27 protein-coding genes, 1 tRNA gene and 1 rRNA gene are annotated in these 26846 nt (G+C 31.2%); 20 read left to right on the top strand and 9 right to left on the bottom strand.

Features of this window, described 5'->3' with window-relative positions; all coding sequences use genetic code 11:
- From HYY52_01520 to HYY52_01505, 4 genes are all read right to left on the bottom strand, one after another.
- A partial coding sequence (locus HYY52_01520) for a transposase (protein ID MBI2995373.1) occupies positions 1-121 on the bottom strand: 121 nt, incomplete at its 3' end.
- A 501-nt stretch (positions 122-622) separates the two neighbouring features.
- Entirely contained in the window at positions 623-2005 is a 1383-nt protein-coding gene (locus tag HYY52_01515) for an ABC transporter substrate-binding protein (GenBank protein MBI2995372.1), read from the bottom strand.
- Positions 2002-3597: a YifB family Mg chelatase-like AAA ATPase gene (locus tag HYY52_01510; GenBank protein ID MBI2995371.1), complete on the bottom strand. Its 1596-nt coding sequence runs from the start codon at positions 3595-3597 to the stop codon at positions 2002-2004. The genes HYY52_01515 and HYY52_01510 overlap by 4 nt, the downstream gene beginning before the upstream one ends.
- 128 nt (positions 3598-3725) lie before the next feature.
- Positions 3726-4604, bottom strand: a complete 879-nt coding sequence (locus HYY52_01505) for a hypothetical protein (protein ID MBI2995370.1) — start codon at positions 4602-4604, stop codon at positions 3726-3728.
- Between the two features lie 23 nt (positions 4605-4627).
- Between HYY52_01505 and efp the strand changes: the two genes are divergently transcribed.
- Positions 4628-5191: an elongation factor P gene (gene efp, locus HYY52_01500; protein ID MBI2995369.1), complete on the top strand. Its 564-nt coding sequence runs from the start codon at positions 4628-4630 to the stop codon at positions 5189-5191.
- Positions 5192-5205: 14 nt separating this feature from the next.
- Complete coding sequence (accB, locus tag HYY52_01495) at positions 5206-5616, top strand: acetyl-CoA carboxylase biotin carboxyl carrier protein (protein ID MBI2995368.1); 411 nt, start codon at positions 5206-5208, stop codon at positions 5614-5616.
- A 7-nt stretch (positions 5617-5623) separates the two neighbouring features.
- Here accB and radA read toward each other — a convergent pair whose 3' ends face one another.
- Complete coding sequence (radA, locus tag HYY52_01490; GenBank protein ID MBI2995367.1) at positions 5624-7018, bottom strand: DNA repair protein RadA; 1395 nt, start codon at positions 7016-7018, stop codon at positions 5624-5626.
- Positions 7011-8525: a leucyl aminopeptidase gene (locus HYY52_01485; GenBank protein ID MBI2995366.1), complete on the bottom strand. Its 1515-nt coding sequence runs from the start codon at positions 8523-8525 to the stop codon at positions 7011-7013. Before HYY52_01485 ends, radA begins: the two co-directional genes overlap by 8 nt.
- Positions 8526-8633: 108 nt before the next feature.
- Between HYY52_01485 and rrf the strand changes: the two genes are divergently transcribed.
- Positions 8634-8749 (top strand): 5S ribosomal RNA (rrf, locus tag HYY52_01480).
- Positions 8750-8810: 61 nt separating this feature from the next.
- On the opposite strand, the gene HYY52_01475 is transcribed toward rrf, so the two are convergent.
- Positions 8811-9605, bottom strand: a complete 795-nt coding sequence (locus HYY52_01475) for a hypothetical protein (protein MBI2995365.1) — start codon at positions 9603-9605, stop codon at positions 8811-8813.
- A 207-nt stretch (positions 9606-9812) separates the two neighbouring features.
- Between HYY52_01475 and upp the strand changes: the two genes are divergently transcribed.
- The 5 genes from upp to HYY52_01450 all read left to right on the top strand — a co-directional run bounded on the left by upp (position 9813) and on the right by HYY52_01450 (position 13836).
- Positions 9813-10445, top strand: coding sequence for a uracil phosphoribosyltransferase (gene upp / locus HYY52_01470; GenBank protein MBI2995364.1), 633 nt, complete (start codon positions 9813-9815; stop codon positions 10443-10445).
- Positions 10446-10487: 42 nt separating this feature from the next.
- Positions 10488-11792 (top strand): phosphopyruvate hydratase, encoded by a 1305-nt coding sequence (eno, locus tag HYY52_01465; protein MBI2995363.1) that lies wholly within the window; start codon positions 10488-10490, stop codon positions 11790-11792.
- On the top strand, positions 11752-12840 hold the full coding sequence (locus HYY52_01460; protein MBI2995362.1) for a trypsin-like peptidase domain-containing protein: 1089 nt from the start codon (positions 11752-11754) through the stop codon (positions 12838-12840). Before eno ends, HYY52_01460 begins: the two co-directional genes overlap by 41 nt.
- Positions 12841-13000: 160 nt before the next feature.
- The gene (locus HYY52_01455; protein MBI2995361.1) at positions 13001-13723 is read left to right on the top strand and encodes a hypothetical protein; all 723 of its coding nucleotides are present in this window, start codon (positions 13001-13003) and stop codon (positions 13721-13723) included.
- A 30-nt stretch (positions 13724-13753) separates the two neighbouring features.
- Positions 13754-13836 (top strand) — tRNA-Leu (locus tag HYY52_01450).
- Here HYY52_01450 and HYY52_01445 read toward each other — a convergent pair.
- Positions 13818-15944 (bottom strand): transglycosylase SLT domain-containing protein, encoded by a 2127-nt coding sequence (locus HYY52_01445; protein ID MBI2995360.1) that lies wholly within the window; start codon positions 15942-15944, stop codon positions 13818-13820. The genes HYY52_01450 and HYY52_01445 overlap by 19 nt on opposite strands.
- A 57-nt stretch (positions 15945-16001) precedes the next feature.
- On the opposite strand from HYY52_01445, the gene uvrA reads away from it, so the two are divergent.
- The 11 genes from uvrA to rsmI all read left to right on the top strand — a co-directional run bounded on the left by uvrA (position 16002) and on the right by rsmI (position 25265).
- Entirely contained in the window at positions 16002-18881 is a 2880-nt protein-coding gene (gene uvrA, locus HYY52_01440) for an excinuclease ABC subunit UvrA (GenBank protein MBI2995359.1), read from the top strand.
- Positions 18882-18909: 28 nt separating this feature from the next.
- Complete coding sequence (locus HYY52_01435; protein MBI2995358.1) at positions 18910-19212, top strand: nucleotidyltransferase domain-containing protein; 303 nt, start codon at positions 18910-18912, stop codon at positions 19210-19212.
- Positions 19205-19624 (top strand): DUF86 domain-containing protein, encoded by a 420-nt coding sequence (locus HYY52_01430; protein MBI2995357.1) that lies wholly within the window; start codon positions 19205-19207, stop codon positions 19622-19624. The genes HYY52_01435 and HYY52_01430 overlap by 8 nt, the downstream gene beginning before the upstream one ends.
- Before the next feature lie 123 nt (positions 19625-19747).
- Positions 19748-20356, top strand: a complete 609-nt coding sequence (locus tag HYY52_01425) for a superoxide dismutase (protein MBI2995356.1) — start codon at positions 19748-19750, stop codon at positions 20354-20356.
- Between the two features lie 178 nt (positions 20357-20534).
- Entirely contained in the window at positions 20535-21446 is a 912-nt protein-coding gene (locus HYY52_01420; GenBank protein ID MBI2995355.1) for a hypothetical protein, read from the top strand.
- Positions 21447-21625: 179 nt separating this feature from the next.
- Positions 21626-21868 (top strand): type II toxin-antitoxin system HicB family antitoxin, encoded by a 243-nt coding sequence (locus HYY52_01415; protein ID MBI2995354.1) that lies wholly within the window; start codon positions 21626-21628, stop codon positions 21866-21868.
- 6 nt (positions 21869-21874) lie between these two features.
- Positions 21875-22099 (top strand): type II toxin-antitoxin system HicA family toxin, encoded by a 225-nt coding sequence (locus HYY52_01410; protein MBI2995353.1) that lies wholly within the window; start codon positions 21875-21877, stop codon positions 22097-22099.
- Positions 22096-23010: an ABC transporter substrate-binding protein gene (locus tag HYY52_01405; GenBank protein ID MBI2995352.1), complete on the top strand. Its 915-nt coding sequence runs from the start codon at positions 22096-22098 to the stop codon at positions 23008-23010. Before HYY52_01410 ends, HYY52_01405 begins: the two co-directional genes overlap by 4 nt.
- Positions 22991-23743 carry an ABC transporter permease gene (locus HYY52_01400; protein ID MBI2995351.1) on the top strand — a complete coding sequence of 251 codons (753 nt, stop codon included), beginning with the start codon at positions 22991-22993 and terminating at the stop codon, positions 23741-23743. The genes HYY52_01405 and HYY52_01400 overlap by 20 nt, the downstream gene beginning before the upstream one ends.
- Entirely contained in the window at positions 23728-24516 is a 789-nt protein-coding gene (locus tag HYY52_01395) for an ABC transporter ATP-binding protein (protein ID MBI2995350.1), read from the top strand. Before HYY52_01400 ends, HYY52_01395 begins: the two co-directional genes overlap by 16 nt.
- Positions 24513-25265, top strand: coding sequence for a 16S rRNA (cytidine(1402)-2'-O)-methyltransferase (gene rsmI, locus HYY52_01390; protein MBI2995349.1), 753 nt, complete (start codon positions 24513-24515; stop codon positions 25263-25265). Before HYY52_01395 ends, rsmI begins: the two co-directional genes overlap by 4 nt.
- Here rsmI and HYY52_01385 read toward each other — a convergent pair.
- Complete coding sequence (locus HYY52_01385) at positions 25252-25530, bottom strand: HU family DNA-binding protein (protein MBI2995348.1); 279 nt, start codon at positions 25528-25530, stop codon at positions 25252-25254. The two genes, rsmI and HYY52_01385, sit on opposite strands and share 14 nt — an antisense overlap.
- Positions 25531-25646: 116 nt before the next feature.
- On the opposite strand from HYY52_01385, the gene HYY52_01380 reads away from it, so the two are divergent.
- Positions 25647-26846 carry an amidohydrolase family protein gene (locus HYY52_01380; protein ID MBI2995347.1) on the top strand — a complete coding sequence of 400 codons (1200 nt, stop codon included), beginning with the start codon at positions 25647-25649 and terminating at the stop codon, positions 26844-26846.

Below are 26846 nucleotides of genomic sequence, written 5' to 3'. Positions count from 1 at the left end.
TATTTCTTGGGATAACGTTATATTGAACTGCTATCTCATTTACCGTTTGTTCTTGTCTTAAAACCTCAAGAACAATTTTTTTCTTAAACTCAGTTGAATAATCTGTTTTCTTTCGTGACATATTTCCTCCTTTTTTCTGGATGAAATGTATCACTCTTTGTTGTGGCCCTAATTCTTCAGTACATTACAAGTCATGGACAAGGAACAAAAAGCTGAAACTAATAAATGAATTAAATCCAACTTGGAAAGATTTATATGATGATATAACGTTATGAGATTCCCACGGGCTTTCAGCCCTCGGAATGACGTTTTACATTATCCTTAAGTTGACACATATGGAAACGAGGCGTGGCAATCTCCTAACGTTTTGGAGATTCCCACGTCGCTCTGCTCCTCGGAATGACGTGATATGTTGGTTTATTTTTCACGTTTGGTATTAGTTGGTAGTCCTTGTGGAGGCAACGTACCAAACTGCAGTGGTACATGTTCCGATCCTACCCATACCTGTAAACCAATAACCGTTACAGGAAGTTTACAATTTTGTGGATGTGAGCTAATTTTGCATTCTCTGTGTCGAATTCCCATTGCAGAGGATTATTAATTATATATTCTCTAATTTTATTTAATTCTGTTTCGTTGCGAATGATGTGTTCGTAGAAATGGGGTTGCCATTCATTCTTGTTCTCAACCTCTCATATTTTCTCTCTCTTTCTAATTCTCTTTCCATTCTCTTTTGCACCTCATCAAGTGCATCTTTAGGTTCTTTTTCTAATCTCATTACACTTTCAAATGCTCTTTTTAATTCTCTTCTGTAAAACTCGTAAAATGTTGCTTGAGGAAAATAAACAGCACCTTTTGATTTTGCAAGATCTATAAAAACTTTTATGTAAGGATGAGGATGTCTCTTTATAAAATTTTCATTGCCTGAAACAATAAGCGGGGAAAATTTTCCTTGTGCTATACAAAGCTCTTCTATATTTTCAGGTTTTAAAAGCCACTTTATAAATTCAAAAGCTTCACGTGGATGTTTTGAACCTTTTGGAATTAATATACAGTCACAATCAACAATTGTAGAGACATTGCATGCAATGTCTCTAGATGTCGGCATTGGAGCAGCTCCCCATTTTATATTTGGAGCAAAACGAGGAATAAAGTTTCCTTCCCATGTACCGTTAATCTCAAGTGCAATTTTTTCAGTGTAAAAAGGATTGTTAGGACCTTGTATATTTCCAAACTCTTCTTGAAAAAGCTGAATATTTTTTGAACCTAGTCTTTTTATAAATCCACAAGCCCAATTCCACCCTTCAATATTTTTTGGATTATTTGCAGAGATGTTGCATGCAACGTCTCTACTTCCATTGTTCACCCAGCTTCCACCAAATAATATTCCATAAAATCCAAATGCCCATGAAGGCCAGCTTGGTAAAAACCCAATTTGCTTAATCTGTCCTTTTTTGTTTTTAATTGTAAGTTTACTAGAATATTCTTCTAATTCTTTTAAGGTTTTAGGTGGCATTTCAGGATTTAATCCAGCTTTTTTAAATAAGTTTTTATTCCAGTAAAGAGCTGTTGCAGTTGGTGTTGTTGGTAATGCCCATGTATGCCCATATAGATTTAGCATTTTCCAGTAAGCACTTATAAAGATTTTTTCATTTATCCTGTTTTCCTTGCAAAAATCATCCAGTGGAATTAAAGCATTTCTTGATGCAAGTTCAGGTATCCATGCTGCAATTGAACTTATTACATCAGGCGGTGTCCCACCAATTATTGAAAGCAAGGTTTTTTTTCTAGGCTCTGAAATAGTAAGCATTTTTACTTTTATGTTTTTATGTGTGTTATTGAATTTATTTACAAGCTTTTCAATTGCTCTTCCTTCAAAACCTGTCCAGTATTGCCAATAGGTGATCTCTGTCAGGGCAGGATAAATCCTGCCCTGATTACGATTTGCAGAACAGCTAACTAGAAAGAATATTATTAGAATTAATAAGAGAAAAAATTTTTTCATTTTATGAATGCGTTCAACCTAAATTGTAGTGCTTCTAATATATGTTCGTCACAAATAATATCTGAACTTTCCAAGTCAGCAATTGTTCTGGATACTTTTAAAAGCCTGTCATAGCTCCTTGCTGTTAAACTAAAGGTTTTAATTGCTTCTTTTAAAACTTTTTCACTAGTTGAATTTAACTTACAATAAAGTTTTATTTCTTTACTTGTTAAGTGACTGTTAGTTTTATACCTTCTTTTTTGTACATCTCTTGCTTTTAAGATCCTCTCTAAAATTTTATCTGAACATTCTTCTTTTTTATTACTTGTAAGCTCGCTTTCACTAAGTCTTTTTACTTCAAGTTGTAAATCAATTCTATCTAAAACTGGACCAGAAATTTTAGCTAGATATTTCTTTATGTTGTTTATGCTACAGATACATTTTTTTACTGTGTCGCCAAAGTATCCACATGGACAAGGATTACATGCTGTAACTAATGTAAAATCACATGGAAAAGTTATGCTTTTTCGTGATCTTGAAATTGTTATTTCTTTTAATTCAATTGCTTGCCTTAAACTATCCAGAGCAGATTTTTGAAACTCTGTTAATTCATCTAAAAATAAAACTCCTTTATGAGCTAGTGAAATTTCTCCTGGGATTGGAATAGAACCACCGCCAATTAAGCCAGCAATACTTGAATTATGATGCGGGGATCTAAATGGCCTGTCTGAAATTAAGACTCTTTCTTTATTTAGCTTTCCACAAATTGAATATATTTGAGTTACTTCAATTTTTTCTTCATTGTTTAATGGTGGCAATATAGTTGTAAGCCTTTGAGCAAGCATAGATTTTCCGCTTCCTGGAGAACCTATCATAAGTAAATGATGTTCTCCGCTTGCAGATATTTCAAGTGCTCTTTTAGCTAGTTTTTGTCCTTTTACATCACTAAAATCAATTGCATTAGTTTTAATTTCACAGGATGGGGCAAACTCTTTTTGAAATGGCTTTATCTTGTTTAAATTATTTATTATGTTTATTGTTTCCTTTAAATCTGATACAGGATAAATTTTTACTCCTTCAATTAATGAAGCTTCATAAGCATTTTCTTTTGGAATTATAATTCCTTTAATATTTTTTTCTTTTGCTAACTTTTGGATTAAAATTACAAAAGATAGTACACCATTTACCTGACGGACTTTTCCTGAAAGTCCCAACTCTCCAACTATAAAGAGTTCTTCCACGTTTTCTTTATTAAGTAGAGACGCATGGCCATGCGTCTCTATTCCATACCCTGCAAGAATTCCAATTGCAATTGGCAAATCATAAGTAGGTCCAGCTTTTTTTGTATCTGCTGGAGCAAGATTAACAGTAATCTTTTTACTTGGAAATTCCAGGTTGCTTGTTTTAATAGCAGCTCTTACTCTTTCTCTTGATTCATTTACAGCAGCATCAGGTAATCCAACTAAAATAAAATTTGGTAACCCACTTGAAATATCTACTTCAACTTCAACAGGGTAAGCATTTACACCAATTAATCCACATGAATTTATTTTTGCAAAATAATGTTTAGTATCTTCTTCAATTATTTTAATTTCTTCTTCTTGAATTGCCATTGGTGATATTTAAACAAATAACTTTTTAAAATGATGTAACCATTGGTTACATTGCACGAAGATTAAAAAAATTTAATCTTTTTATGTAACCAAAGGTTACACAAGTAGAGATGCGGTTAACCGCGTCTCTACAATTTAAAAGCCCACGGTAACAGTTCTTCAATAGTTGTTACACCCATATTGTCTATTATAATTTTTATTTTTGGATCTGTATAATCAGAAATTAATTGCAAAGCATCACCAGAAGGATATTTTACAAACGGGTAAGCAAAAACAATTGCTTTAGTTTTATTTTTTATTCCACACTTTGCAATAAAGGTTCCAAAAATAGCTCTTAAAGGTTCACTTGAACAACCAAACGAATTGCTGTCTACTGTACAAGCAGAAAATTTTTCTTTGGTATTTTCTAGCAAAATTGCAACTCCATATTTTTCTTTTGAATATGGAGTATGTGCATTGTTAAGTGCTGTACGAGCTAGATCTAGTAGATCTAGCTCTTCAATAGTTAATGATTTTAATTTGTTTGGATCTAAAATTGGATGAGGTAAAAGTTCTTTTGGAGTAAATGTTCTGTCAGTACCATCAAGTAAAATAATTCCTTTTTGATCTAGCTTTTGTAAAATGACTTCCCTACAAGCACCGCAAGGAGTAATTTTGTTTATTTCAATTTCACTTGAAAAATTCTCAAGTGCTTTTGGAACACTTATAGCTAAAGCAATAAATTTTTTATATCCTGCTGAAATCCCATTGAAAATAGCTACTCTTTCAGCACAAATACTTGTAGGTACAGTTGGTTCTACATTAGTACCTGAAAAAATTTTTAGCTTTTTATCTTGGTCAACACCAACAACTACTGCTCCAACAGGGAAATGACTATATGGTGACCAGGAATTGCTTGATACTTCTTTAGCTAGATACTTTAAGTTATCAAAAGATAAATTTGAGTTAATTAGTAACTCTTCAATCTCTTTTTCTTTATATGAATGTATTATTTCTCCGCCTGACATATGGTAAAATCCTTTTGTTATAAATGATATCAGTAAATGATTTTAGAACAGGGCAAACAATTATTTGGAATAACAGCGTTTGGTCTGTAGTTGAATTTTTACATGTAAAACCTGGTAAAGGTGCAGCATTTGTCAGGGCCAAATTAAAAAATATTGAAAAGGGTAATGTAATTGAAACTACATTTCGTGGTGGTGAAAGATTACCAGTAGCAAATGTAGAAAAAAGAGAAATGCAATATCTATATAAAACAGGTACATCTATTACTTTTATGGATACACAGTCTTATGAGCAAATTGAAGTCAGCGAGGAACAAATTGGAGAACAAGTAAAATACTTAAAAGAACAAACAAATGTAATGGTTTTATTTTTTGATGGGAGGATAGTTGGTATTGATTTGCCAGCTCATGTAGAACTTAGGGTTATTGACACACCACCTGCTTATAGAGGTGATACTGCAGCAGGTAATAATAAACCAGCAACACTTGAAACCGGCGCTGAAGTACAAGTACCATTTTTTGTAAATATCGGAGATATTGTTAGGATTGATACCAGAAACAATCAGTACATTGATAGAGTCAAAGGATAGAAGGATTGTGGTTAATGAAAATACCTTGGAAAGAAATTGAAGAGCTTACTAAGTACCTAAAAGAAAAAGGGCTTTCAGAAATCAGTATTGAAACTACAGATGGGAAGATTACTGTAAAAAAAGATCTTCAAGGAAAAATTATTCCTACAGTAGAGACGCATAGCCATGCGTCTCTACAAAAGGGTTTATATGAGGTTAAATCACCAATGGTTGGTACATTTTATATTTCACCAAGTCCTGGAGCTGAACCATTTGTTCAAATTGGTTCAAAAATAAAATCAGGCCGGGTTTTATGTATTATTGAAGCAATGAAAATAATGAATGAACTACCTTCTGAAGTTAATGGTACTGTAAAAGAAATATTAGTAAAAGATAATCAAACTGTAGAATATGGACAAGTGCTGATGAGAATTGAACAAGGTTAAAAAACTTTCAACTTTCAAGTAGAGGTACAAGACTTAATCTGATTGCATCTAAAACTTTTTTTACTTGAATAATTTCTATTTCATTTAGGAGGGCAGGCTTAAAACCTTCCCCTACAGGAATTACAACTCTTTCAAATCCTAATTTGATACATTCTTTAATTCTGTTTTCAATTTGATTTACTTGTCTAATTTCTCCAGTTAAACCAATTTCACCAATATAAACTGTTTTTTTCATCGAGATTACATCTTGCTTACAACTAACTATAGACATAGCAATAGATAAATCAAGAGCTGGTTCATAAGAAGTTAAACCTCCAACAAGATTTACAAAAAGATCATGTTTTGAAAAATTAAATCCAACTCTTCTTTCTAAAATTGCAATTATTTGTAAAACACGATTGTAATCTAAACCATTGGCAACACGACGAGGAGTAGCATAAGTAGTACCTCCTACTAAAGCTTGGACTTCAGCAATTATTGTTTTACTTCCTTCAACTAAAGCAGTATAAGCACTTCCCGGTACAGCTTCTTTTTCTTGTGACATAAATAAAAAACTTGGGTTAGGTATTGGCTTTAACCCGGATTCTTTCATTTCAAATACTGCAATTTCATCAGTACATCCAAAACGATTTTTTGTAGCACGTAAAATTCTAAAATTGTGAAACTTTTCTCCTTCAAAATATAAAACTGTGTCAACAATGTGTTCTAGAACTTTTGGTCCTGCAATTAATCCTTCTTTATTTACATGCCCTACTAAAATAGTTGTTATATTTTTATCTTTTGCAATTCTTAAAAGCTTATTTGCACATTCTCTAACTTGACTAACATTGCCAGCAGTACCTTCTAAATCTGGAGTATAAATTGCTTGAATTGAGTCAATAATTAAAAAATTAGGCTTTGCAGTTTCAATTAAATTTAAAATTATTTCTAAATTATTTTCTGCAAGAAGTAAAAGATTTTCACTTGATAAACCTAGTCTACGAGCTCGAATCTTCACTTGGTAGATTGATTCTTCAGCAGTAATATATGCAACCCTTGTAGAGGCAGGTTTTAAACCTGCCTCTACACTGGATAAATAATCTGCTACTTGTAATAAAATTGTTGATTTCCCAATACCAGGTTCTCCTGCAAGTAAAACTAATGTTCCAGGTACAAAACCTCCACCTAAAACATTATCAAACTCTTTATCAAATGATTTAATTCTTTCAATCCTTGAAAGATCAATATCTGAAATTAAATTAAAATTATTTTCCGTAGAGACGTTGCACGCAACGCCTCTACCTTTATAAATGATTTCTTCAATTAAACTTCCCCAAGAATTACACTCAGGACATCTCCCTAAATAACTTGGTGAAATATAACCACATTCTTGACAGGCCCATTTTGATGAAGTTTTAGGCATAATTCGTTAAATAATTAATCAACGTTCTTACTCCTACTCCTGTTGGCCCTTTTGGTCCATAATCATTTTCTTTATCTATCCATGATGGCCCTGCAATATCAATGTGAACCCATGGAATATCATTTACAAACTTTTCAATAAATACTGCGCCATTTTGTGCACCTGATTTTCCTTTTGAACCAGTATTTATCATGTCTGCAATATCACTTTTTATTTTTTCTCTATCTTCATCATAAATAGGTAATTGCCACATTCTTTCTCCAGCTTCATTTCCTGCTTTAATAATTTTCTCTACAAGTTTTTGATTGTTTGTCATAACTCCACTAGCTGTGTCTCCAAGTGCAACTACACATGCACCTGTTAATGTTGCAAGATCAACTATTTCATCTGGCTTTTGTTTTGCAGCATATGAAATAGCATCTGCAAGAGTTACACGTCCTTCTGCATCTGTATTTAAAATCTCAATAGTCTTTCCATTCATTGCACGAATAACATCCCCTGGCTTGTATGCACTTCCGCTTGGCATATTTTCAGTAGCTGCAACTATCATAGTTACTGCAACATCTGGTTTTAGTTCCCTTATTGTACTCATTGTTGCAATTGCTGCTGCTGCTCCAGACATATCATCTTTCATTGTTTCCATTGAATTTGCTGGCTTAAGCGAAAGTCCTCCTGAATCAAATGTTATTCCTTTTCCAATAATTGCTATATGTTTTTTTGGTTTCTTTTTTGGAATATATTTTATCTCAATAAATTTTGGTGGTTCTTTACTGCCTTGTGCTACTGCTAAAAATGCACCCATTTTAAGTTTTTTACAATTATCCCTGTCTAAAACTTTAATCTTTAATTTATTTTCTCTTGCTACTTGTTTTGCAACATTTGCAAGTTTTGTAGGAGTAGCTGATAATGCTGGTTCACTAACTAAATCACGTGCAAGTTTTTGAGCTTTTGCAACTATATTTCCTCTTTTAATTCCAATTTCAACATTTTTTAATTTTGTTTTATCAATCTCAGCAATTATTAATGTATTAATCTCATGTTTTGATTCATTTTTATCTTTTGATTTATATTTAGTAAACTCATAAAGCGCAAGATGTGCTACTTCAGTAATTGCTTGTGCTGTATCTTTTGGATTAATTCTCTCAATTTTTTCTCCGCCTGCGCCATGTAAAATAGTACAAACTGTTTTTCCGCTTTCTTTTTTTGCTGTTCTTAAAGATGCTGCTGCTACTTTTCGAACCCCACCAAGATTAAACTTTTCTTTTTTTCCAAGCCCAACTACAATAACTTTCTTAGCTGGGATTTGACCATTTGTTCTAATTACAAGTGTTGAACCAATTTTTCCTTTAAAATCTTCTTCTTTAATTATTTTTTTTATTAAGCCCTTAAGAGCAAGATCAACTGCTCCAGTTCCACCTCCTGGAGTTTTAACTCCTTCAAAAAGATTTACAATCAGTACATCACATTTTATATTTTCTAATTTTTGATTTTTTAAGATTACTTTCATTTTTTCCCTTTCTAATAAGACCAATTTTAACCTGTTGGGGCAGGTTTTAAACCTGCCCTTACAATCTGCTAGTGGTGTTTTTTTATTTTGTTGTATAATAAATATCTCCTTGGTGCTTATGCGGTTGGAACACACCCCTTCCCATTCCGAACAGGACGGTAAAGACAGCTAGCAACGACAATATTTAAATCGCAAGGTTTAGAGAAGATAGTCATGTGCCAGGGATTTTAAATTTAAAAACCCTCCGTGAAAGCGGAGGGTTTTTAATTAGTTAATTTTATTTTTTTATGCTGCTCTCTTTTTTGGTAGAGCCTGTTCTTCTCTTGGTCCAACTTTTCCTGCTACTGGTGGAGCTTCTTGAGCTTTTTTATATTGCTCAATAATCTCTTCTGCTGTTTGATTTGCTGTACCTTTAGACATTTCTTCAGCTTTAGCAACAAGTGCATCTAGTCTTACAGTATATTTATTATCAGCTGCTCCCTTCAGCTCTAATCCTTCAATTGTACCTTTTATAATGCCTACTGCATTTGCAAATCTTTCAAATCCTTCTTTTGGTACAGTCCCTGTTTTTTCATATACCTCAAGAGCAGCAACAACTTTTGGTATCCACTTTTTTGCTTGAGCTTCTGTTGCTTTTTTATCTTTAGTATAGTGACTTGTAACTATTTCAGAAATTCCATGGCTTACAGTAATATAAGCAGTTGCAGGTCCTTTTCTACCATAGTAATTTGCAATGCTTTTAGTTTTGCTTTTCCTGCCTTCAACAACTTCAGGTGATTTATCAAATTGTTTTATTTCTTCTGTGAGACTGTTGTGAACATCTAAACCTTTTCTTGTGGGTTTCATTTGCAAGCTTTCAGTTCCATCTGCTGTAGGTAGTCTTCTTGCTACTTCTGCAATTTCAGGTGGTGGCTTTTTACCTTGTGACTCTTTCATTACTTCTTGTACCGTTTGTTTTCCTACTCTTCTAGCAGTACCATATGCAGCAGCAGCAGCTTGTGCTTGTCTTTTAGCTGTTTCAATAATTCTTCCTACTGTATCTGTTGTTACTGCTGGAGTTGGTGCAAGTAATATAAACATCTTGTCTCCTTAAATAATTTCTTGAATATTATATTAAAAAAATTAAAACCATTTTTCTTTTGGTTATAATCTGTTTTGATTATGACATAACCTTAATCTAAAACGCAATACCAAATGTTAAAAGATAATGAAATTTAATAGCTGATAAAATAAATTTGTTTTTTAATTGTCTTAATCTCGTAAGGTTAAGAGGTTAGGTTAAGGAAAATGCCAGTAATAAAATCTTCAAACAGCTTGACTACTCATTGGTTAAATATTGCAAGGGATAAAAAAACCCTTTCAGAACAATTCCGAACTGCACTTGAAAATATTGGACTACTTTTATTTTCAGAGGCAATATCATCCTTAGATGGGATTACTTTAAAGAAAGACATAAAAACTCCTTTAAAAAGAACTCAAGCAAAGTTTATAAATCAAAAAAATATTTATATAGTCCCGGTTCTAAGAGCAGCACTAGGAATGCTTACTGGAATTAAAAGTTTAATTCCAGAAGCAAAAGTTGCACATGTCGGTTTATATAGAAGTATAGTCACACTTAAGCCAAACTGGTACCTTGATAAACTCCCTAAAAAAACAAGTAAGAAATCAATATTTTTTGTGCTTGAACCTATGCTTGCTACTGGCGGAACTATTTCTAGTGTCTTAGAAAGAATTAAAGCTTTAGGAGTTTCTAAGATTTATGTAATAAGTGTAATTGTTTCTGAAGGTGCAAAAAAGAAACTAGAAGAAAAATTTCCTGATGTTCGTTTTTATGTTGCTGGAATTGATCCCTATTTAAATTCAAAAGGATTTATTATCCCAGGATTAGGTGATGCAGGAGATAGGGTGTTTAATATGTAGACATGTAGGGGCAGATCTATATGTCTGCCCAGAAGAAAAATCATGGAAAAAATAAAAAATGTACACGCAAGGGAAATTTTAGATTCAAGAGGTACTCCAACTATTGAAGTAGAAGTTGAACTGTCAAACTGTAATATTGGAAGAGCATCAATTCCATCAGGTGCTAGTACTGGAGCATTTGAAGCTGTTGAACTTCGTGATGGTGATAAAAAAAGATATCTTGGAAAAGGTGTTTTAAAAGCAGTTCAAAATGTAAATGAAATTATTTCAAAAAAAATAACTGATAAAGAAATTAATTTAACCATGGATAGTCAAAAAGAAATTGATCAAATATTAATTGACTTAGATGGTACAGAAAATAAAAATAAGCTGGGTGCAAATGCGATTTTAGGAGTAAGCCTTGCATTAGCTAGAGCAATTTCCAATGCAAAGCATATGCATTTGTATCAATTTCTCGGTAGAGACGGGATAACCCCGTCTCTACCAGTTCCTATGATGAATATTCTTAATGGCGGAAAGCATGCGCTTGATTCAGTTGATCTTCAAGAGTTTATGATTATGCCAATTGGTGCTAAGTCTTTTAGTGATGCTTTAAGATCTTGCTCTGAGGTCTATCATACATTAAAATCACTTTTACATTCAAAAGGTTTAAATACTTCTGTTGGTGATGAAGGTGGATTTGCTCCATCACTTAAAGAAAACAAAGAAGCTATTGAATTAATTCTTGTAGCAATTGAAAAAGCAGGATATAAAATTGGCAGTGATTTTTATTTAACGATTGATGCAGCATCGACAGAGTTATATAAAGAAGGAAAATATGTTTTATCAAAAGAAGGAAGAATTTTAACTTCTGAGCAAATGATTGATTTTTATTCTAATTGGGTAAGAGAGTATCCAATATTTTCAATAGAAGATCCGTTAAGTGAAGAAGACTGGAGCGGATGGGCAAATATTACAAAAGTTTTAGGAAAGAAAGTACAAATTGTTGGAGATGATTTATTTGTAACCAATACAAAAAGACTAAAAAGAGGTATAAGTGAAAATTGCGCAAATGCAATTTTAATTAAACTAAACCAGATTGGTACTTTAACTGAAACACTTGAAACCATAGCACTAGCAAAATCAAACGATTACAAATGTGTGATAAGCCATAGAAGTGGAGAGACAGAAGATTCTTTTATAAGTGATTTAGCTGTTGCTACTTCCTGTGGTCAAATTAAGACAGGTGCACCAGCAAGAATAGACAGAATAGCAAAGTATAACCAGCTTCTTCGCATTGAAGAACAACTAGGGAAAGATGCTAAGTATGCAGGAAAAGAATTACAATCTGCTTGCAAGATTAAATAAATTGTTACCAATTTTATTGTTATCGATTGTTTTTAATTGTCATTTTGTTTTTGCTCAAGAAAAATTTTTCCTTCAGGATGAAAAAAACAATATTGATGTTTATGAAAAGGTAAATAAATCTGTTATAAACATAACTACTCATGGATATCAAGTGGATGAATTTTTCTTGCTTGCTGTACCAACAGAAGGAAGTGGTTCAGGATTTGTAATTGACAACAAAGGACACATAGTTACAAACTATCATGTAGTAGAAAATGCAAAAGAGTTTGTTGTAACTTTATACAATGGACAACAATATAATGCATCACTTGTTGGTGTAGATCCAAGTAATGACTTAGCTGTAATTAAAATTAAAATTCCATCAAACAAACTTTATCCTGTCCAGTTAGGTTCCAGTACTGGATTAAAAGTCGGCCAAAAAGTTTTAGCTATTGGAAATCCGTTCGGACTTGAAAGAACATTAACAACAGGAGTAATAAGTAGTCTTGGAAGATCTTTAAGATCAGAAAGTGGTAGATTAATTAAAGGAATCATTCAAACCGATGCTGCAATTAATCCAGGCAATTCTGGTGGGCCATTATTAAACAATACAGGTCAAGTTATTGGAGTAAACACAGCAATTGTAAGTAAGGTTGGACAAAGCTCTGGAATTGGTTTTGCAATTCCCATAAACATTGTAAAAAGAATAATTAATGACTTAATAACATATGGATATGTAATTAGATCAAATATTGGAATATTACAAGTTTACGAAACTGGCCAAGGTTTATTAGTAACTCAGCTAGAACCAGATGGTCCAGCTGAAAGGGCTGGCATTAAAGGCCCAAAAGTTATAATACAAAGAGCTGGAGCTATAGAATACAGATCAATTGATAGATCAAAAGCTGATTTAATAGTTGGTATTGATGGAAAAGATATTGAAACACTTGATGATCTTTTAGATTATATTGAATCTAAAAAACCTGGTGTTGTAATTAATTTAAAAATAATTAGAGATGGAGCAAGGTTAACGGTTCCAATAACTTTAGGGAAAACACAAGCTAATTAATATTTGTTAGGGTTAACTGCCTGTACAATGAAAATATTTTAATCTTTAAAATTATAGATAGAGCATTTATCCCTTGAAATTTATTAATGAGGGTTATCCAACTATGTAATGTCCTTAAATGGTGTGTAAACTTAAATTGAAATAGTAAGAGTAAAAACAAATGTGGAAAGCAGACAAACAAGTTAAAACACTTGTGAGAAATAGCATATTAAGCAATCAAGCAATAGGTGCATTTCTAATATTTATGTATTGTGCAATGTATGGTATTTCTGCACAAGTAATTTTAAATGGTTTAGAGTTAATATATTTTATGGCTTCATTATTAGTTAGTCTTACAGTAGTCTACATAAGAGATCCAGAAGTTCAAAAAGAAAGAGCAAAAAGAGGAATAGTTTTAAATCAATTATTTGGGACAGGTTTAGTTTTTGCTTATATTATAACTTTTGGAATTTCAAGTATTACATTGCTGAATGGATTTAAATTATTATTTTTCATGAGTTCTTATGTTTTTGCAATGTCATTAATTTATATTCGTGACCCTGATCGCATTAAAAAATCAGAAGATATTTCAAGTTCTATAACTACAACTCCTTTCTTTGAAAAGAATCCTTGTTTTATAAACAATAAAGATTTAAGTTGGTTAATTAGAGAATTAAATTCTTCTCTTTCTACTATTATTGGTTTTTCTGAATTAATGATCAATCGGGAATATAATCAAAGTGAAAAAGAATATATGACAAGAAGTATTTATGAAAATGCTATTCGTATGTCTTATAGCATTAATAAAGCTAGTTCACTAATTTCAGATTCAATTACAAAACCAAAAGCAACTCATGATCATGAAGTAGTTGATATGTTGCAAGACAAGAACTTAAGTAAGTAGTTTAAGTTTAAATTGTATAATGTTTCTTATGCCGCTGTGGCGAAATGGCAAACGCAGTTGACTCAAAATCAGCCGGGCGAAAGCCCTTGTCAGTTCAAGTCTGACCAGCGGCATAAATCCTTAAATAAGTCCAATAATTAGCAAAAACTTTTTTTACATAATTTCTTGTTTCATTGTATGGAATTTCTTCTACGAAAAAATCTAGATCTTTGCCTTCTTTATTAAATCTATAAATCCAGTTTTTTACTGCAACTGGTCCTGCATTGTAACTACTAACAGCAAATAAAGGATTGTTAAAGTCTGAAATTAAACCATTTAAATAATGCGTACCTAATAAAATATTTATTTGGGGAGCTTGAAGTAGTTCAAGCGAGGTTAAATTAATATTTTTTTGCCTTGAAACTGTTCTAGCAGTTGGTGGTATTAATTGCATAAGTCCTAATGCACCTGAAATAGATTTTGCATCTTTGTCAAATCTTGACTCTTGTCTTATTAAGCTACAAATTAAAAAAGGATCAATGTTTAAATAATCTTTACTTACCTCATCAATCAATTCCCAAAAATATAATGGATATGCAAGCTTCCACAGAGAATTATTTGATTTTAAGTTGTACTGAGCTAAGAGTAAAGCTGCAGTGTTTATGGAACTTTCATATTCACCATTTAAAGCTTTTAGCCAGGAGGTCGTTTTTTTTGATGCTGATTTATTTATTCCAATTAAATCGATTGCTTCATTAAATTCTTGAATATTAATAAGTTCTAAAACTGTTGCACCATAATAACTTTTTATAGTCTCAGGTTTTATAATAGGTGGAATTGTGTAGTTGACATTATTTGTATGATTGCTTATTTTTTGTTTCCATCCAATATCTTCACCTCCAGTTAGTGCAAGCAATCTAGCTCTTGCTCTAAAAGAATAATAATTATCAAATAATAAATCACTAACTTTTTTGTAACACTCTATTGCTTTAAGCTTTTGATTTGTAATTTCTTCAATTTTTCCTAGCCAAAATCCTATTTTGCAGCTTGTGTCAGATTTTAAGTTACTATATTTCTCTCCAATTTCTTTTGCACTAGCATAATCTTTATCTTGTATTTTTTGCCACATTATTTCCCATACACTATCAAGAATAAACTCACTTTCTGGATAAGTAGAAATAAATTCTCTAAGCAACTCTTCTTTCTTTCTTTTGCTTTCTTCTAAGATTGCTTCTTTATATTTTGTATAAGAAATAAGTTCAGGAATATCTTTTTTAGCAGCTGCCCAAAATGCCCTTTGCATAAAGCTTGGTATACATCTTGAAGCATAAAGAAGTGAAAGTTTTGCATTTTCTGCTTTTGGAAAATTTTTTGTGTGTTTGTAAAAATAGTTTTTTGCTTCACTTTTTCTAGCTAGTCTAAAGAGTGAATAACCTAAATTAAAATAATCTTTAGGATTATTTGCTAGTTTATAAAAGTAAATTGAGTTCTTATAATCTTTTTTATGATAAAAGACATCTCCAAGTAAAGAAAAGTCGTAAGAATTTAACTTAAAATTTAAATTACCTTTAAGAATATCTGCAATTTCATTCGCAAAACGGCCATCTGGACTTTCCTCTAAATATTTTCTCCAAAAGCTTAGTGTTTCTTCGAAATTATTTTTATAAAGGGCAAACTCTCCAAGATAATAATTTGTTGCTATGCCATATTGTGTGTTTGGATATTTAGATTTTAAATTTACAAGGGTTTCAATTGCTTTTTCATTTAATTTAAGTCTCATAAGAGTTTGAGCTAAATAATAAAGGCTTTGTGGAATTGATTTTGAGCTTGGAAAATCATGAATTAGTTTTTTAAAATAAACTAAAGCAACTTTATCGTTATTTGTTAATGTATTTAAATTTGCATAGTGAAAAATTACTCTTTCTTTAAAAGGATAGTTTTCACTTAAAAGCTTTTCATAAATTAAAATTGATTTATTGTAATTATTTTTCCTTTCATAAAGTCTTGCAAGAAGATAATCTCTTTTGTAATCAGTATATTTAGGGAGATCTTTTAAATTTTCTAAATAATTAATTGCTTCTTCTGTATTAACTTTACTTATCCTAATGCCTTTTAAGAGTTTTTCTTTAGCAATAGGTTTTTCGTCTGGTATTGTTTCTTGTGGATTAAATAAAAATTGAATTGGGACTAAAAAGACTAAAAGCAAAAGAGCAACTAAAGCTAGATTTAATTTTAATTTCATAAAGTCAAATTAATTATATGATAGTAGGAGCATAGCGTGCTATGCCCCTACAAAAAAATGTCTACAGAGAAATTAATAGAAAAAACGAAAGCAACGTTTGACACAAATGCTTCTTATATAAAAGTAAGAGGTGCAAAGGAACATAATTTAAAAAACATAGATATTGACATTCCAAAAAATAAGTTAGTTGTTATAACAGGGGTTAGTGGTTCTGGGAAAAGCTCACTTGCCTTTGATACTATTTTTGCAGAAGGGCAAAGAAGGTATGTAGAAAGTCTTTCATCTTATGCAAGACAATTCTTAGGACAATTAGATAAACCAGATGTTGAATCAATAGAAGGCTTAAGCCCTGCTATTTCAATTGATCAAAAATCCACAAGCCATAATCCTAGATCAACTGTTGCTACTGTTACTGAGATTTATGACTACCTTAGACTTTTATATGCAAGAATTGGTATACCTCATTGCCATGTATGTAATGAAAAAATCCAATCACAAACTATTGATCAAATTGTTGATCAGGTTTTATCACAAGATGAAGATTCAAAAGTTCATGTGCTAGCCCCTTTAATCCAAGGCAAGAAAGGTGAATATCAAGCATTACTTCGTGCTTTAGCAAGTGAAGGTTTTACTAGAGTAAGAATTGATGGGAAAACATATTTATTAGAAGAAGAAATAAATCTTGAAAAAAATTTAAAACATAGTATAGAACTTGTAATTGATAGGATTGTTGTAAAAAAACAATCTAGATCTAGAATTACAGATAGTCTATCTCTTGCACTAAAACGAGGAGATGGGATTGTAATAATTGAAGAGCAAGATAAAAGAAAAGATTTTGTATTTAGTGAAAAATTAGCGTGTCCATTTGGACATGGATCAATTCCTGAATTATCACCAAGAGCATTTAGTTTTAATAGTCCTTATGGAGCATGTACTTCATGTCATGGCTTAGGATATCATGCTGAGTTTGATCCTCATCTTGTAGTCCCGGATCCTACAAAATCATTGTCTTGTGGTGTGATTTTGCCATGGGCTAAAACAAATAATGTGTACTATGAACAGCTTTTTGAATCATTAGCAAAACACTATAAGTTTAGCTTGAATATTCCTTGGAAAGAGCTTCCTAAAAAAGTACAAGATGTTATTTTATATGGGACAAAAGATGAAGAAATAAAGTTTACAGTTGACTCATGGAATGGAGATGAAGTCTGGACTTATAAAGGACATTTTGAAGGAGTTTTAAACCAGCTTAAAAGACGATACGAAGAAACTGAATCTGAAAAATATAAAGAAGACTTAGAAAGTTACATGACAAAAACCCCTTGCAAAGATTGTGATGGAAAAAGATTAAAACCACAAATGCTTGCTGTAACTGTTGCCAATGTTTCAATCTCAGAGCTTTGTTCTTATTCAATAAAAAAAGCAATGGAATGTTTTCTTGGTTTATCGGATTTACTTTCAGAAATAGAAAAAAGAATTTCACATCAACTTTTAATTGAGATTAAATCAAGGCTTAAGTTTTTAATTGATGTTGGCTTAGATTATCTTTCTTTAGATAGATCAGCAAATACCTTATCAGGAGGCGAAGCTCAAAGAATTAGATTAGCTACACAAATTGGTTCCGGGCTTTCGGGAGTTTTATATGTTTTAGATGAACCTTCAATTGGTCTTCATCAAAGAGACAACACAAGGTTATTAAACACTTTAAAAAAACTCAGAGATCTTGGAAATACTTTGCTTGTAGTAGAACATGATGAAGAAACAATTCGTACAGGTGACTACTTGATTGATATAGGACCAAAAGCTGGTTTGCATGGTGGTGAAATAATTGCAACAGGAAAAATACCAGATTTAATTTTAGCTAGTAATTCTATAACTGGTGAATTTTTATCAGGTAAAAGAATCATAAGTATTCCACAAAGACGAAGAGAAGGAAATGGAAAGTTTTTAGAAGTTCTTGGAGCAAAATTAAACAATTTAAAAAATATTAATGTAAAAGTTCATCTTGGAAAATTTATAGTAGTAACCGGGGTTAGTGGTTCTGGAAAATCTAGTTTAATAAGTGATCTTTTGTTTCAATATTTACAACATAAAATTTATGGTTCAGTTCCAAGTCCTCATTTTTTAGATGATGTAATAGGTATAGAAAATATTGATAAAGTTATAGTTATTGATCAAAGCCCTATAGGCAGAACTCCAAGAAGTAATCCTGCAACATACATAGGATTATTTGATGTTATTAGGGATGTATTTTCAATGACAAATGAAGCAAAAGCAAGAGGATATCAAAAAGGCAGATTTTCATTTAATGTAAAAGGTGGTCGTTGTGAGGCTTGCCATGGTGAAGGATTAAATGAAATTGAAATGAGTTTTTTACCTTCTGTATTTGTAACTTGTGAGGTTTGTAAAGGTGCAAGATATAATCTTGAAACATTAGAAGTAAAATTTAAAGGAGCTTCAATAAGCCATGTTTTAGATATGACTGTAGATGAGGCTCTTAGCTTTTTTGATGCTATACCAAAAGCAAAAACAAAATTACAAACTTTATTTGACGTAGGTTTAGGATATATAAAACTTGGTCAGCCAGCTACTACTCTTTCTGGCGGTGAAGCACAAAGAGTAAAACTTGCAGAACAACTTTCAAGGCGAAGCACAGGGAAAACAATTTATTTATTAGATGAACCAACTGTTGGTTTACATTGGCATGATGTAGATCATTTACTTTTAATTTTAAACAGATTAGTTGATACAGGAAATACTGTAGTAGTTATCGAACATAATTTTGATGTAATTAAACAAGCAGACTGGATAATTGATTTAGGCCCAGAAGGTGGAGATAGAGGTGGAGAAATTGTTTGTGAAGGAACACCAAAAGACATTACAAGATGTGAGAAATCATACACAGGACAGTATTTGAAAAAAGCATTGAAGCTTTAAGTTTAAATAGCTATAATATCTGTAAATTATGCTAGATAAAGATAAAATAATTAGATTACTAAGAGAGATTAAACCAAAACTAGAAAAAGATTATGGCTTTGAAACCATCTTTTTATTTGGCTCTTACGTAAGAAACGAAGCTGGAGTAAATAGTGATGTTGATATAGCTGTAAAAGTAAAAAATAATCTTTTTAAAACTTGGGATAATTTTTTAAATGCAAAAGATGAAATGCAAAGCCTGTTAGGCAGCGAAGTGGATTTAATATATTTTGACTCAATGAATCCTATTATTAAAGAAGAAATCGGAAAGGAAAATATAAAAATTGAATAAAAATATTTTGTATCTTCTTTCTATCCTGGAAGCCATTGAAAAAATCAAAGTCTATAAAAATGACTTTAAGAATGCTAATGACTTTTTTGAAGCTAATTTACAAAAAGAATTTAATGCTACAATTAACCTTTTAATTGTAATTGGAGAAGAAGCAAGAAAAATTGACGATGAATTAAAATCAATAACAGATTTTGAATGGAAATCAGTAATTGGACTTCGAAATTTTCTTTCACATAATTATAAAGGCATTGATCCCAATATTATTTGGGATATAGTAAACAACAAGCTTGATAAACTTAAAGAAATTTGTATTTTACTTGTTAAAAAAACCGAGATCAAAAAAGAACAAATCTCTACATTGCTAAATTCTCCTTACTATAAAAACATCAAATACCTACTTAATGAGTTTTAAAAGAGGGATCATACACAGGACGGTATTTAAGGAAAGTTTTACGTTAAAAAAAATTAAAAAATACATATCATTAATTAAAATATTGGCTATTCTTTTAATTAGTTAGAAAAAGGAGACAAAAAAATGGCAACAATAACTACAACAACACTTTACACAGCTAGAACATTTTCAAACTTAAAAGGCCTAAAAGGAATTTCAGATGCACAGCTTGCAGAACATTTTAAGCTTTTTCAAGGATATGTAAACAATACAAACATCTTAAATCAAAAAGTAGAAGAACTAACAAAAGCAGGAAAGTCAGGTACTCCAGAATATAGTGAGTTAAAAAGGAGATCTGGTTTTGAATACAATGGAATGATCTTACATGAATACTATTTTGATAATATGATACCTAATAGTAGTCAAATAGATCAAGGTTCAAAACTTTATAAAAAAATCTGTGAATGTTTCTGGGACTTTTCTACTTTTGAAAATGATTTTAAAAATGTAGGAAAAATGAGAGGCATTGGCTGGGCAATTCTTTACCAAGATCCTCTAACTAAAAAACTTTCAAATCATTTTGTAAGTGATCATGAAATTGGAAATCCAGCAGGTTATAAACCAATTCTTGCAATGGATGTCTGGGAACATGCATATATTGGAGATTACAAAGCAACAGAAAGAGGAAAATATATTGATGCTTTCTGGCAAAACATCTGCTGGAAAACTGTAGAGAGTAGATTATTAGATTAACTATTGAAGAGTTCTTAAAACTTTAATTCACAGATGAGTGTATTTATATAATCCACTCAGCCTTAAAAAAATTTAATCTCTAGATAAGTTTACAGAGCTTAAGCAATACATTTGCAATTTTTCTAATGGTGAGATTATAAAAATAATTTGCTTTTAAAAATAAAAAAAGGAGTTTATCATGACAATTAGAATAGAAAATACGCTTGTCTCTATTGATAGAGCAGTTATGGACATCTATCCATACGCTAGAAAATTAACAGAAAAGAAAGCAACAGAAGCTGGATTACAAATGGCTGGAGCATTTACAGCTCCAAACGTTCATACTGATGCTGCAATTAGAGCACGGATACAAGAACACTTAGGTGATAAGGTTGATCCTACTATTCTTACACTTATTGAATTAATAAAAAATCCATATTTAGACAACACTCTTAAAGCTGAAATTCTTAAACTTTATACAGATGGTAATAAAGAAGAGATGGGTAATATACAAGTAAGTCTAGAAGTTGCAAAAGAAAAACTAGATCAATACTTAGGTGGCGGCCGGCAATTAGTGGAAGTATTAAGTAGGCCAGAACCTAGAAAATTTAAAAGTATTCCTGATGCAATTAACCAGGCTGTTCTAGACTTATGGAGTATAGCTTTAGAGATAGCTACACCAAAGGTTCAAGAACTACCGATAGCAAAAGCAAAAGCTCAAACTGAATTAAACGTAAAAACTGACTGTGCAATAAGAGCACTTCTTTTGCATTATTACGAACCAGATCATCCAGAAAAACAAGTTGATAGGGAAGGAAAACTGCTTAAGGGCATGCACCTTGAATTAATGCGGCATCCATTCTGGGATAAGATGGATAATATTCAAAGTGCAGTAGATATCGAGCAACTTTCCGAATCCAGGTACAAGGAAGAAGTACTCACACGAAAAATATTGCTTGAAGCAGCGGAAGAAGCATTAGGTAAAGTATATCTAGCTACAGGTCTCGGGCTTCCAAAAGTTGAACCAGCAGAAGCTCCTCAAACAAAGGTTATTGAAGCAGATGTACCAACTGTTGTAGTTCCTGAGGAAGAAAAAAATAAGTGGGATTAAAAGTAGCAGGACAAGCAGTAAAAGAGTATTTGGGTGATGGTAATCAATTCCCAATTGTTGAAGAAAGAAGTAAGGAAAAATCTTAATTAAGTGGAATTAGTGATTATAAACTTAAGCTAGAAAGTTCATCCCAAGTTGCTTAATACTACTTACTGCTAAATTGGATATAATATTTAGTTATGATTATTGATTATATTAATGCAGCTTTAGAAACAGCAAAGTATAAAATTCTTCTCGGTGAAAAAGAAAAATTTTATGCTGAAATTCCTATTTGTAGAGGCGTATGGGCAAATGGAAAAACTTTGGAAGAATGCAGAAGAAATTTAAAGAGTGTACTTGAAGGTTGGATAATAATTAGACTACAAAGAAAACTACCAATTCCAAAAATTAAAAATTATAGTTTAAGACCATTAAAGGTATAACAATGAATGAGTAAAAGATTACTCCCTGTTAATTGGAAAGAACTAGTTAGAAAGTTTAAAAGATTCGGCTTTATTGGACCATTTATAGGTGGAAGACATCCTTACATGATTAAAGGTAACTTAGTTATTACAATACCAAACCCACATAAAGGTGATATTGGTGTCTCATTGCTTTCAAGAATTTTAAAACAAGCAAATATTAATATAGATGAATGGATTAACACTAGATGAAATTTATTACTTATGTTTTATTAATTGTCTTATTCTTTACATCCTGTTCGTCAAATAAATTAAAAAATGAAAAAAATCTCCGCCTTGGATACATGCCAAATGTTACTCATGCAACAGCACTTATTGGAATTGAAAAAAATATATTTCAAGATGAACTTACAAGTAATATAAAATTAAAACTAATTCATTTTGTAGTTGGGAATAGTATTATTGATGCATTTATAACTAATCAAATTGATATTGCATACGTAGGCCCAGGACCTTTTATTAATGCCCTTTACAGAAAAGTACCAATTAAATTGTTAGCAGGAGCATGTAACGGTGGCACCACCATTGTAGAGACGTTGCGCGCAACGTCTCTACAGGAGGGTTCTCGCATCGCCATTCCACAATATGGCAACACACAGGATTTACTTTTAAGATTGTTTTTAGAGAAAAACAATTTAACAGATAAGGTAAAAATTATTGCAATTCCACCACAAGATACTGGAACTGCTTTTTTTACAATGTCAATTGATGCTGCTTGCTTACCAGAACCTTGGGGAATAATTTTAATTAAAAAAGGTGTTTGTAAATTACTTATAGATGAAAAATCTATTTTAAATGGACAAGATTATCCTGTTACATTACTTATAGTAAATAAAAAATATGCAGAAGAACATCCTGATTTGGTGGAAAAATTTTTAAATGCCCATAAAAAGATAAATGAATTCATTATTAAAAATCCTAAAGAATCAATAGAAATTGTTACAAAAGCTATTTCTAATATTTCGAAAAAACAAATTGATTCAAGTATAATTAAAAAATCCTTTGATAGATGTAAGTTTGAAAATAAGGTTAATTTAAATTTATTAAATAAGTTTAAAGAAATTGGAGTAAAAGCAGGTTATTATGAAAACTACCATTATTAGAATTGTTTTTTTTATACTTTTATTTTTTATATGGTTTTTGTTTGTAAAGCTTACTAATACTCCTTCTTACATACTTCCAGAACCATTTGAAGTAATAGATAGTTTTTATTATGGATTCTTAAAAGGAAATTATTCAATTGCAATATCTTATTCGCTTGTTAGAGTTTTAACAGGTTATTTTTTAGCACTTGGTGTTGGAGTTATTATTGGAATATTAATTGCTAGATATTATATACTTGACATTACTTTCGGTAGAATGATCCTTTCACTTCAGTCAATCCCAAGTGTTGCGTGGGTTCCACTTGCCTTACTTTGGTTTGGAATAACTGATAGCGCAGTAATTTTTATTATTATTTTAGAAGCTATTTTACCTATTGCATTAAGTACAAAAAATGCTATGAAAAATATTCCACAGAGTTTAATAAGAGCAGCTCAAACACTTGGCTCCAGAGGATTACATTTATACAAAAACGTTATTATAAAAGCAATGATTCCTGAACTTGTAACTGGCTTAAGATTAAGCTGGGCATTTGCATGGAGAGCATTAATAGCTGGTGAACTTTTTATAAGTGGAGCTGGCATTGGACAAACACTTGAGCTTGGAAGATCGCTTGCAGATATGGCTCAAGTAATTGCAATGATTACAACTATTGGAGTAATTGGGTTTTTAACTGAAAATATTTTCTTTGGAATGATTGAAAGACGTGTAAGAATAGCATGGGGACTGCAATGATTGAACCTAAAATACAATTTATAAATGTCTCGAAATTATTTAATAATTTTTCTAGAGATGAGATTGTTTTACGAGGTTTAAGCTTTGAAATCTTTGCTGAAGAGTTTGTTTGTATTTTAGGTCCATCAGGTTCTGGAAAAACTACTATTTTAGGACTTGTTGCAGGATTTATAAAATCAAATTCTGGCAATATTTTGTTTAATTCTAAACCTATACGAAGGCCGGATAGCACACGAACACTTGTTTTTCAAGACTATGCATTATTTCCTTGGCTAAATATTTTAGATAATGTTGCTTTTGGTCTTACTACTAAGAACCACAGTAAAAATCACTCTAAAGAAAAAGCTCTTGAATATTTAAATCTTGTAGGGCTTGCAGATTATAAGAATCATTCAGTAGCTCAACTTTCAGGTGGTATGAAACAAAGAGTTGCAATTGCAAGAGCATTAGCTGTTGATCCTGAAGTATTACTTTTAGATGAACCTTTTGGTGCATTAGATCAACAAACAAGAGAAAATATGCAAATTGAGTTACTAAGATTGTGGACAAAAACAAAAAAAACAGTCTTATTTGTAACCCACAGTGTTGATGAGGCTTTGAAGCTAGGAGACAGGATTTTAGTAATTGGCGGGAAGCCTGGAAAACTTTTGCTTGATACAACTATTGCAGTATCAAGACCTAGAGATTTTAAAAATCCACAATTAGTAAATGTTAGAAACCAGATCCTTGAAAAAATATCACAACCTGATTTATTTATGGGAGCAGATATATGACGGATCGGCGAGCCGGCGAGGTAGCGAACTGGCGAATTGACGAACTGATGAATTGCCCCATTGTCCACTCACCAATTCTTTATATAGTAGCAACACCAATTGGTAATCTTGAAGATATTACATTACGTGCTCTTAGAATATTAAAAGAAGTAGATTATATACTATGCGAAGACAAAAGAATTACAGTCAGGCTTTTAAATAAATATGAGATTAAATCAAAATTAATTTCTTTGCATAAGTATAATGAAGAAAAATCTACACAAGAGATTTTATCCTTATTAAAGGAAGGTAAAAATATTGCTCTTGTTTCAGATGCTGGCACACCTTTAATTTCAGATCCTGGATCAAGACTCATAACTCACTTAAGAAAAAATAATATTAAAATTATTTCTATTCCAGGACCAAGTTCTTTGACTAGTGCTTTGTCTGCTTGTGGTTTTGATTTAAGAGAAGTTTTATTTTTAGGTTTTTTACCTGCTAAAAAGTCAAAAAGAGAAAAAATAATTTCTTCACTTAAAGAAAGAGCCAAAGTTGTAGTAATATTTGTTGCACCACATGATTTAAAAAAATATCTTTTAGAAATTTATAATATTTACCCAGATATTAAAATCTTTTATTCAAGAGAGATCTCAAAAATTTATGAAGAAAATTGGTCTGGAAATATTAAAGACTTAGTCCTTCAATTAGAGGCTAAGCCTTTAAAAGGTGAGATTGTTTTAATATTAAATTTTAATTTTATCTGCGATTAACTGTTTGTTTAAATTGTTTGCCAGCTGAAAATTTTGGAACTGTTCCACTTGGGATCATAATTGCTTCCCCTGTTTTTGGATTTCTTCCTTTTCTTTCTTTTCTTTTCCTTGGTTCAAATGTTCCAAATCCAACTAAAGTTACCTTATCTCCCTTAGAAAGAGATTTCATAATAGATTCAAGAATACACGACAACATTTCATCTGCTTTCTTTTGAGTAATTTGTAATTTATTTGCAATTTGTAAGATTAAGTCTTGTTTATTCATAAAATTCCTCCAGTTTCATTTTTGCCTAATCTTGATGATATGCTAAAAGCCTTGATTTGTCTAGGTTATAGCCTTTCAGTGATACAGATTAATTGGTTTAATATGATTATTAGATCATGCATACCATAAAAAAAATCAATAAATTAAGATTAACAAATTTTACTCGGGTTATTGGTTTAGACATTGATAATGAATTATTTGTTATTGATGGAAAGGTTAGATTAAAACAAAAAGATTTTAATAGTGACTTCATAACAATTGATTTACAAGATTGTATTATTTCTCCAGGTTTTATAGATGTACAGGTAAATGGTTTTAAGGATTGTAGTTTTTGGAAATTTCCTGACTTTTCTAGTATTGATGCTTTAAGACAAGATTTAGCTTTTCATGGAGTTGTAGCATTCTGCCCAACTATAATTACAAGGACTGAAAGTCAAATTATTGAACTAATTAATCATATTAATTCTCACATTAAAAAATCTAGTGATAAGCCAGGTGCAAAAATTTTAGGAATTCATATTGAAGGAATTTTTATTTCTAAGTTTGGGGTTCATGAAAGTAAATATTCAAAACAAGATTTAACTATTAAAAATATTGAACCTTTTATAAAAGAAAATGTTGTAATGTTTACTTTAGCACCTGAGCTTGATAAAACAGGCGAAGCAATAAAATTTTTACAAAGAAACAATATCTTGGTTTCTATCGGGCATACAAATGCTACTTATAAAGAAGGTTTAAAAGCAATAAATGAATATAACTTAAAGACTGCTACTCATATGTTTAATGCAATGAGAGGAATTGATGGATTTATACATAGAGGCAAAGGTGATTTAAATTTACAGGTTTTAAGATCTAAGCTTGAAGATAATAACAAAATTAATCCAGATAAAGATGGAATTATGCTTGCACTCTTAAAAAGTAATGAGGTTTTATGTACAGTAATTGCTGATGGAGTACATGTAAATAGACAAGTTGTTTCAATACTAAGAGAATATAAAGATAAAAATCATTTTTCATTAGTCTCTGACCTTGTTTCATCTGATTTTTATAATCAATCTAAATTACAAAACATTTTAGGTGGCTCGCAAGATACATTAGACAATTGTGTTGCTAATTTAATAAACTGGAAAGTTTCAAACTTAGAAGAAAGTTTAATTTCAGCTTCTCTTCCAATTTCAAATCAATTAAAAATAGCCCAGAATCTAGGATTAGGGAAAATAATCTTAGGAAAAGAAGCAAACATAATTTTCTGGAATACAAAAAGAAATGTAGTTAAGGGAACCATTATAGGAGATAACATCTTCTTAAACTATTGA

The organism is Candidatus Melainabacteria bacterium (genome assembly GCA_016193285.1).
Classification (GTDB): Bacteria; Cyanobacteriota; Vampirovibrionia; order 2-02-FULL-35-15; family 2-02-FULL-35-15; genus JACPSL01.
The sequence above is the reverse complement of the archived record's forward strand: the minus strand, read 5'-3'. Positions and strand labels throughout refer to the sequence as shown.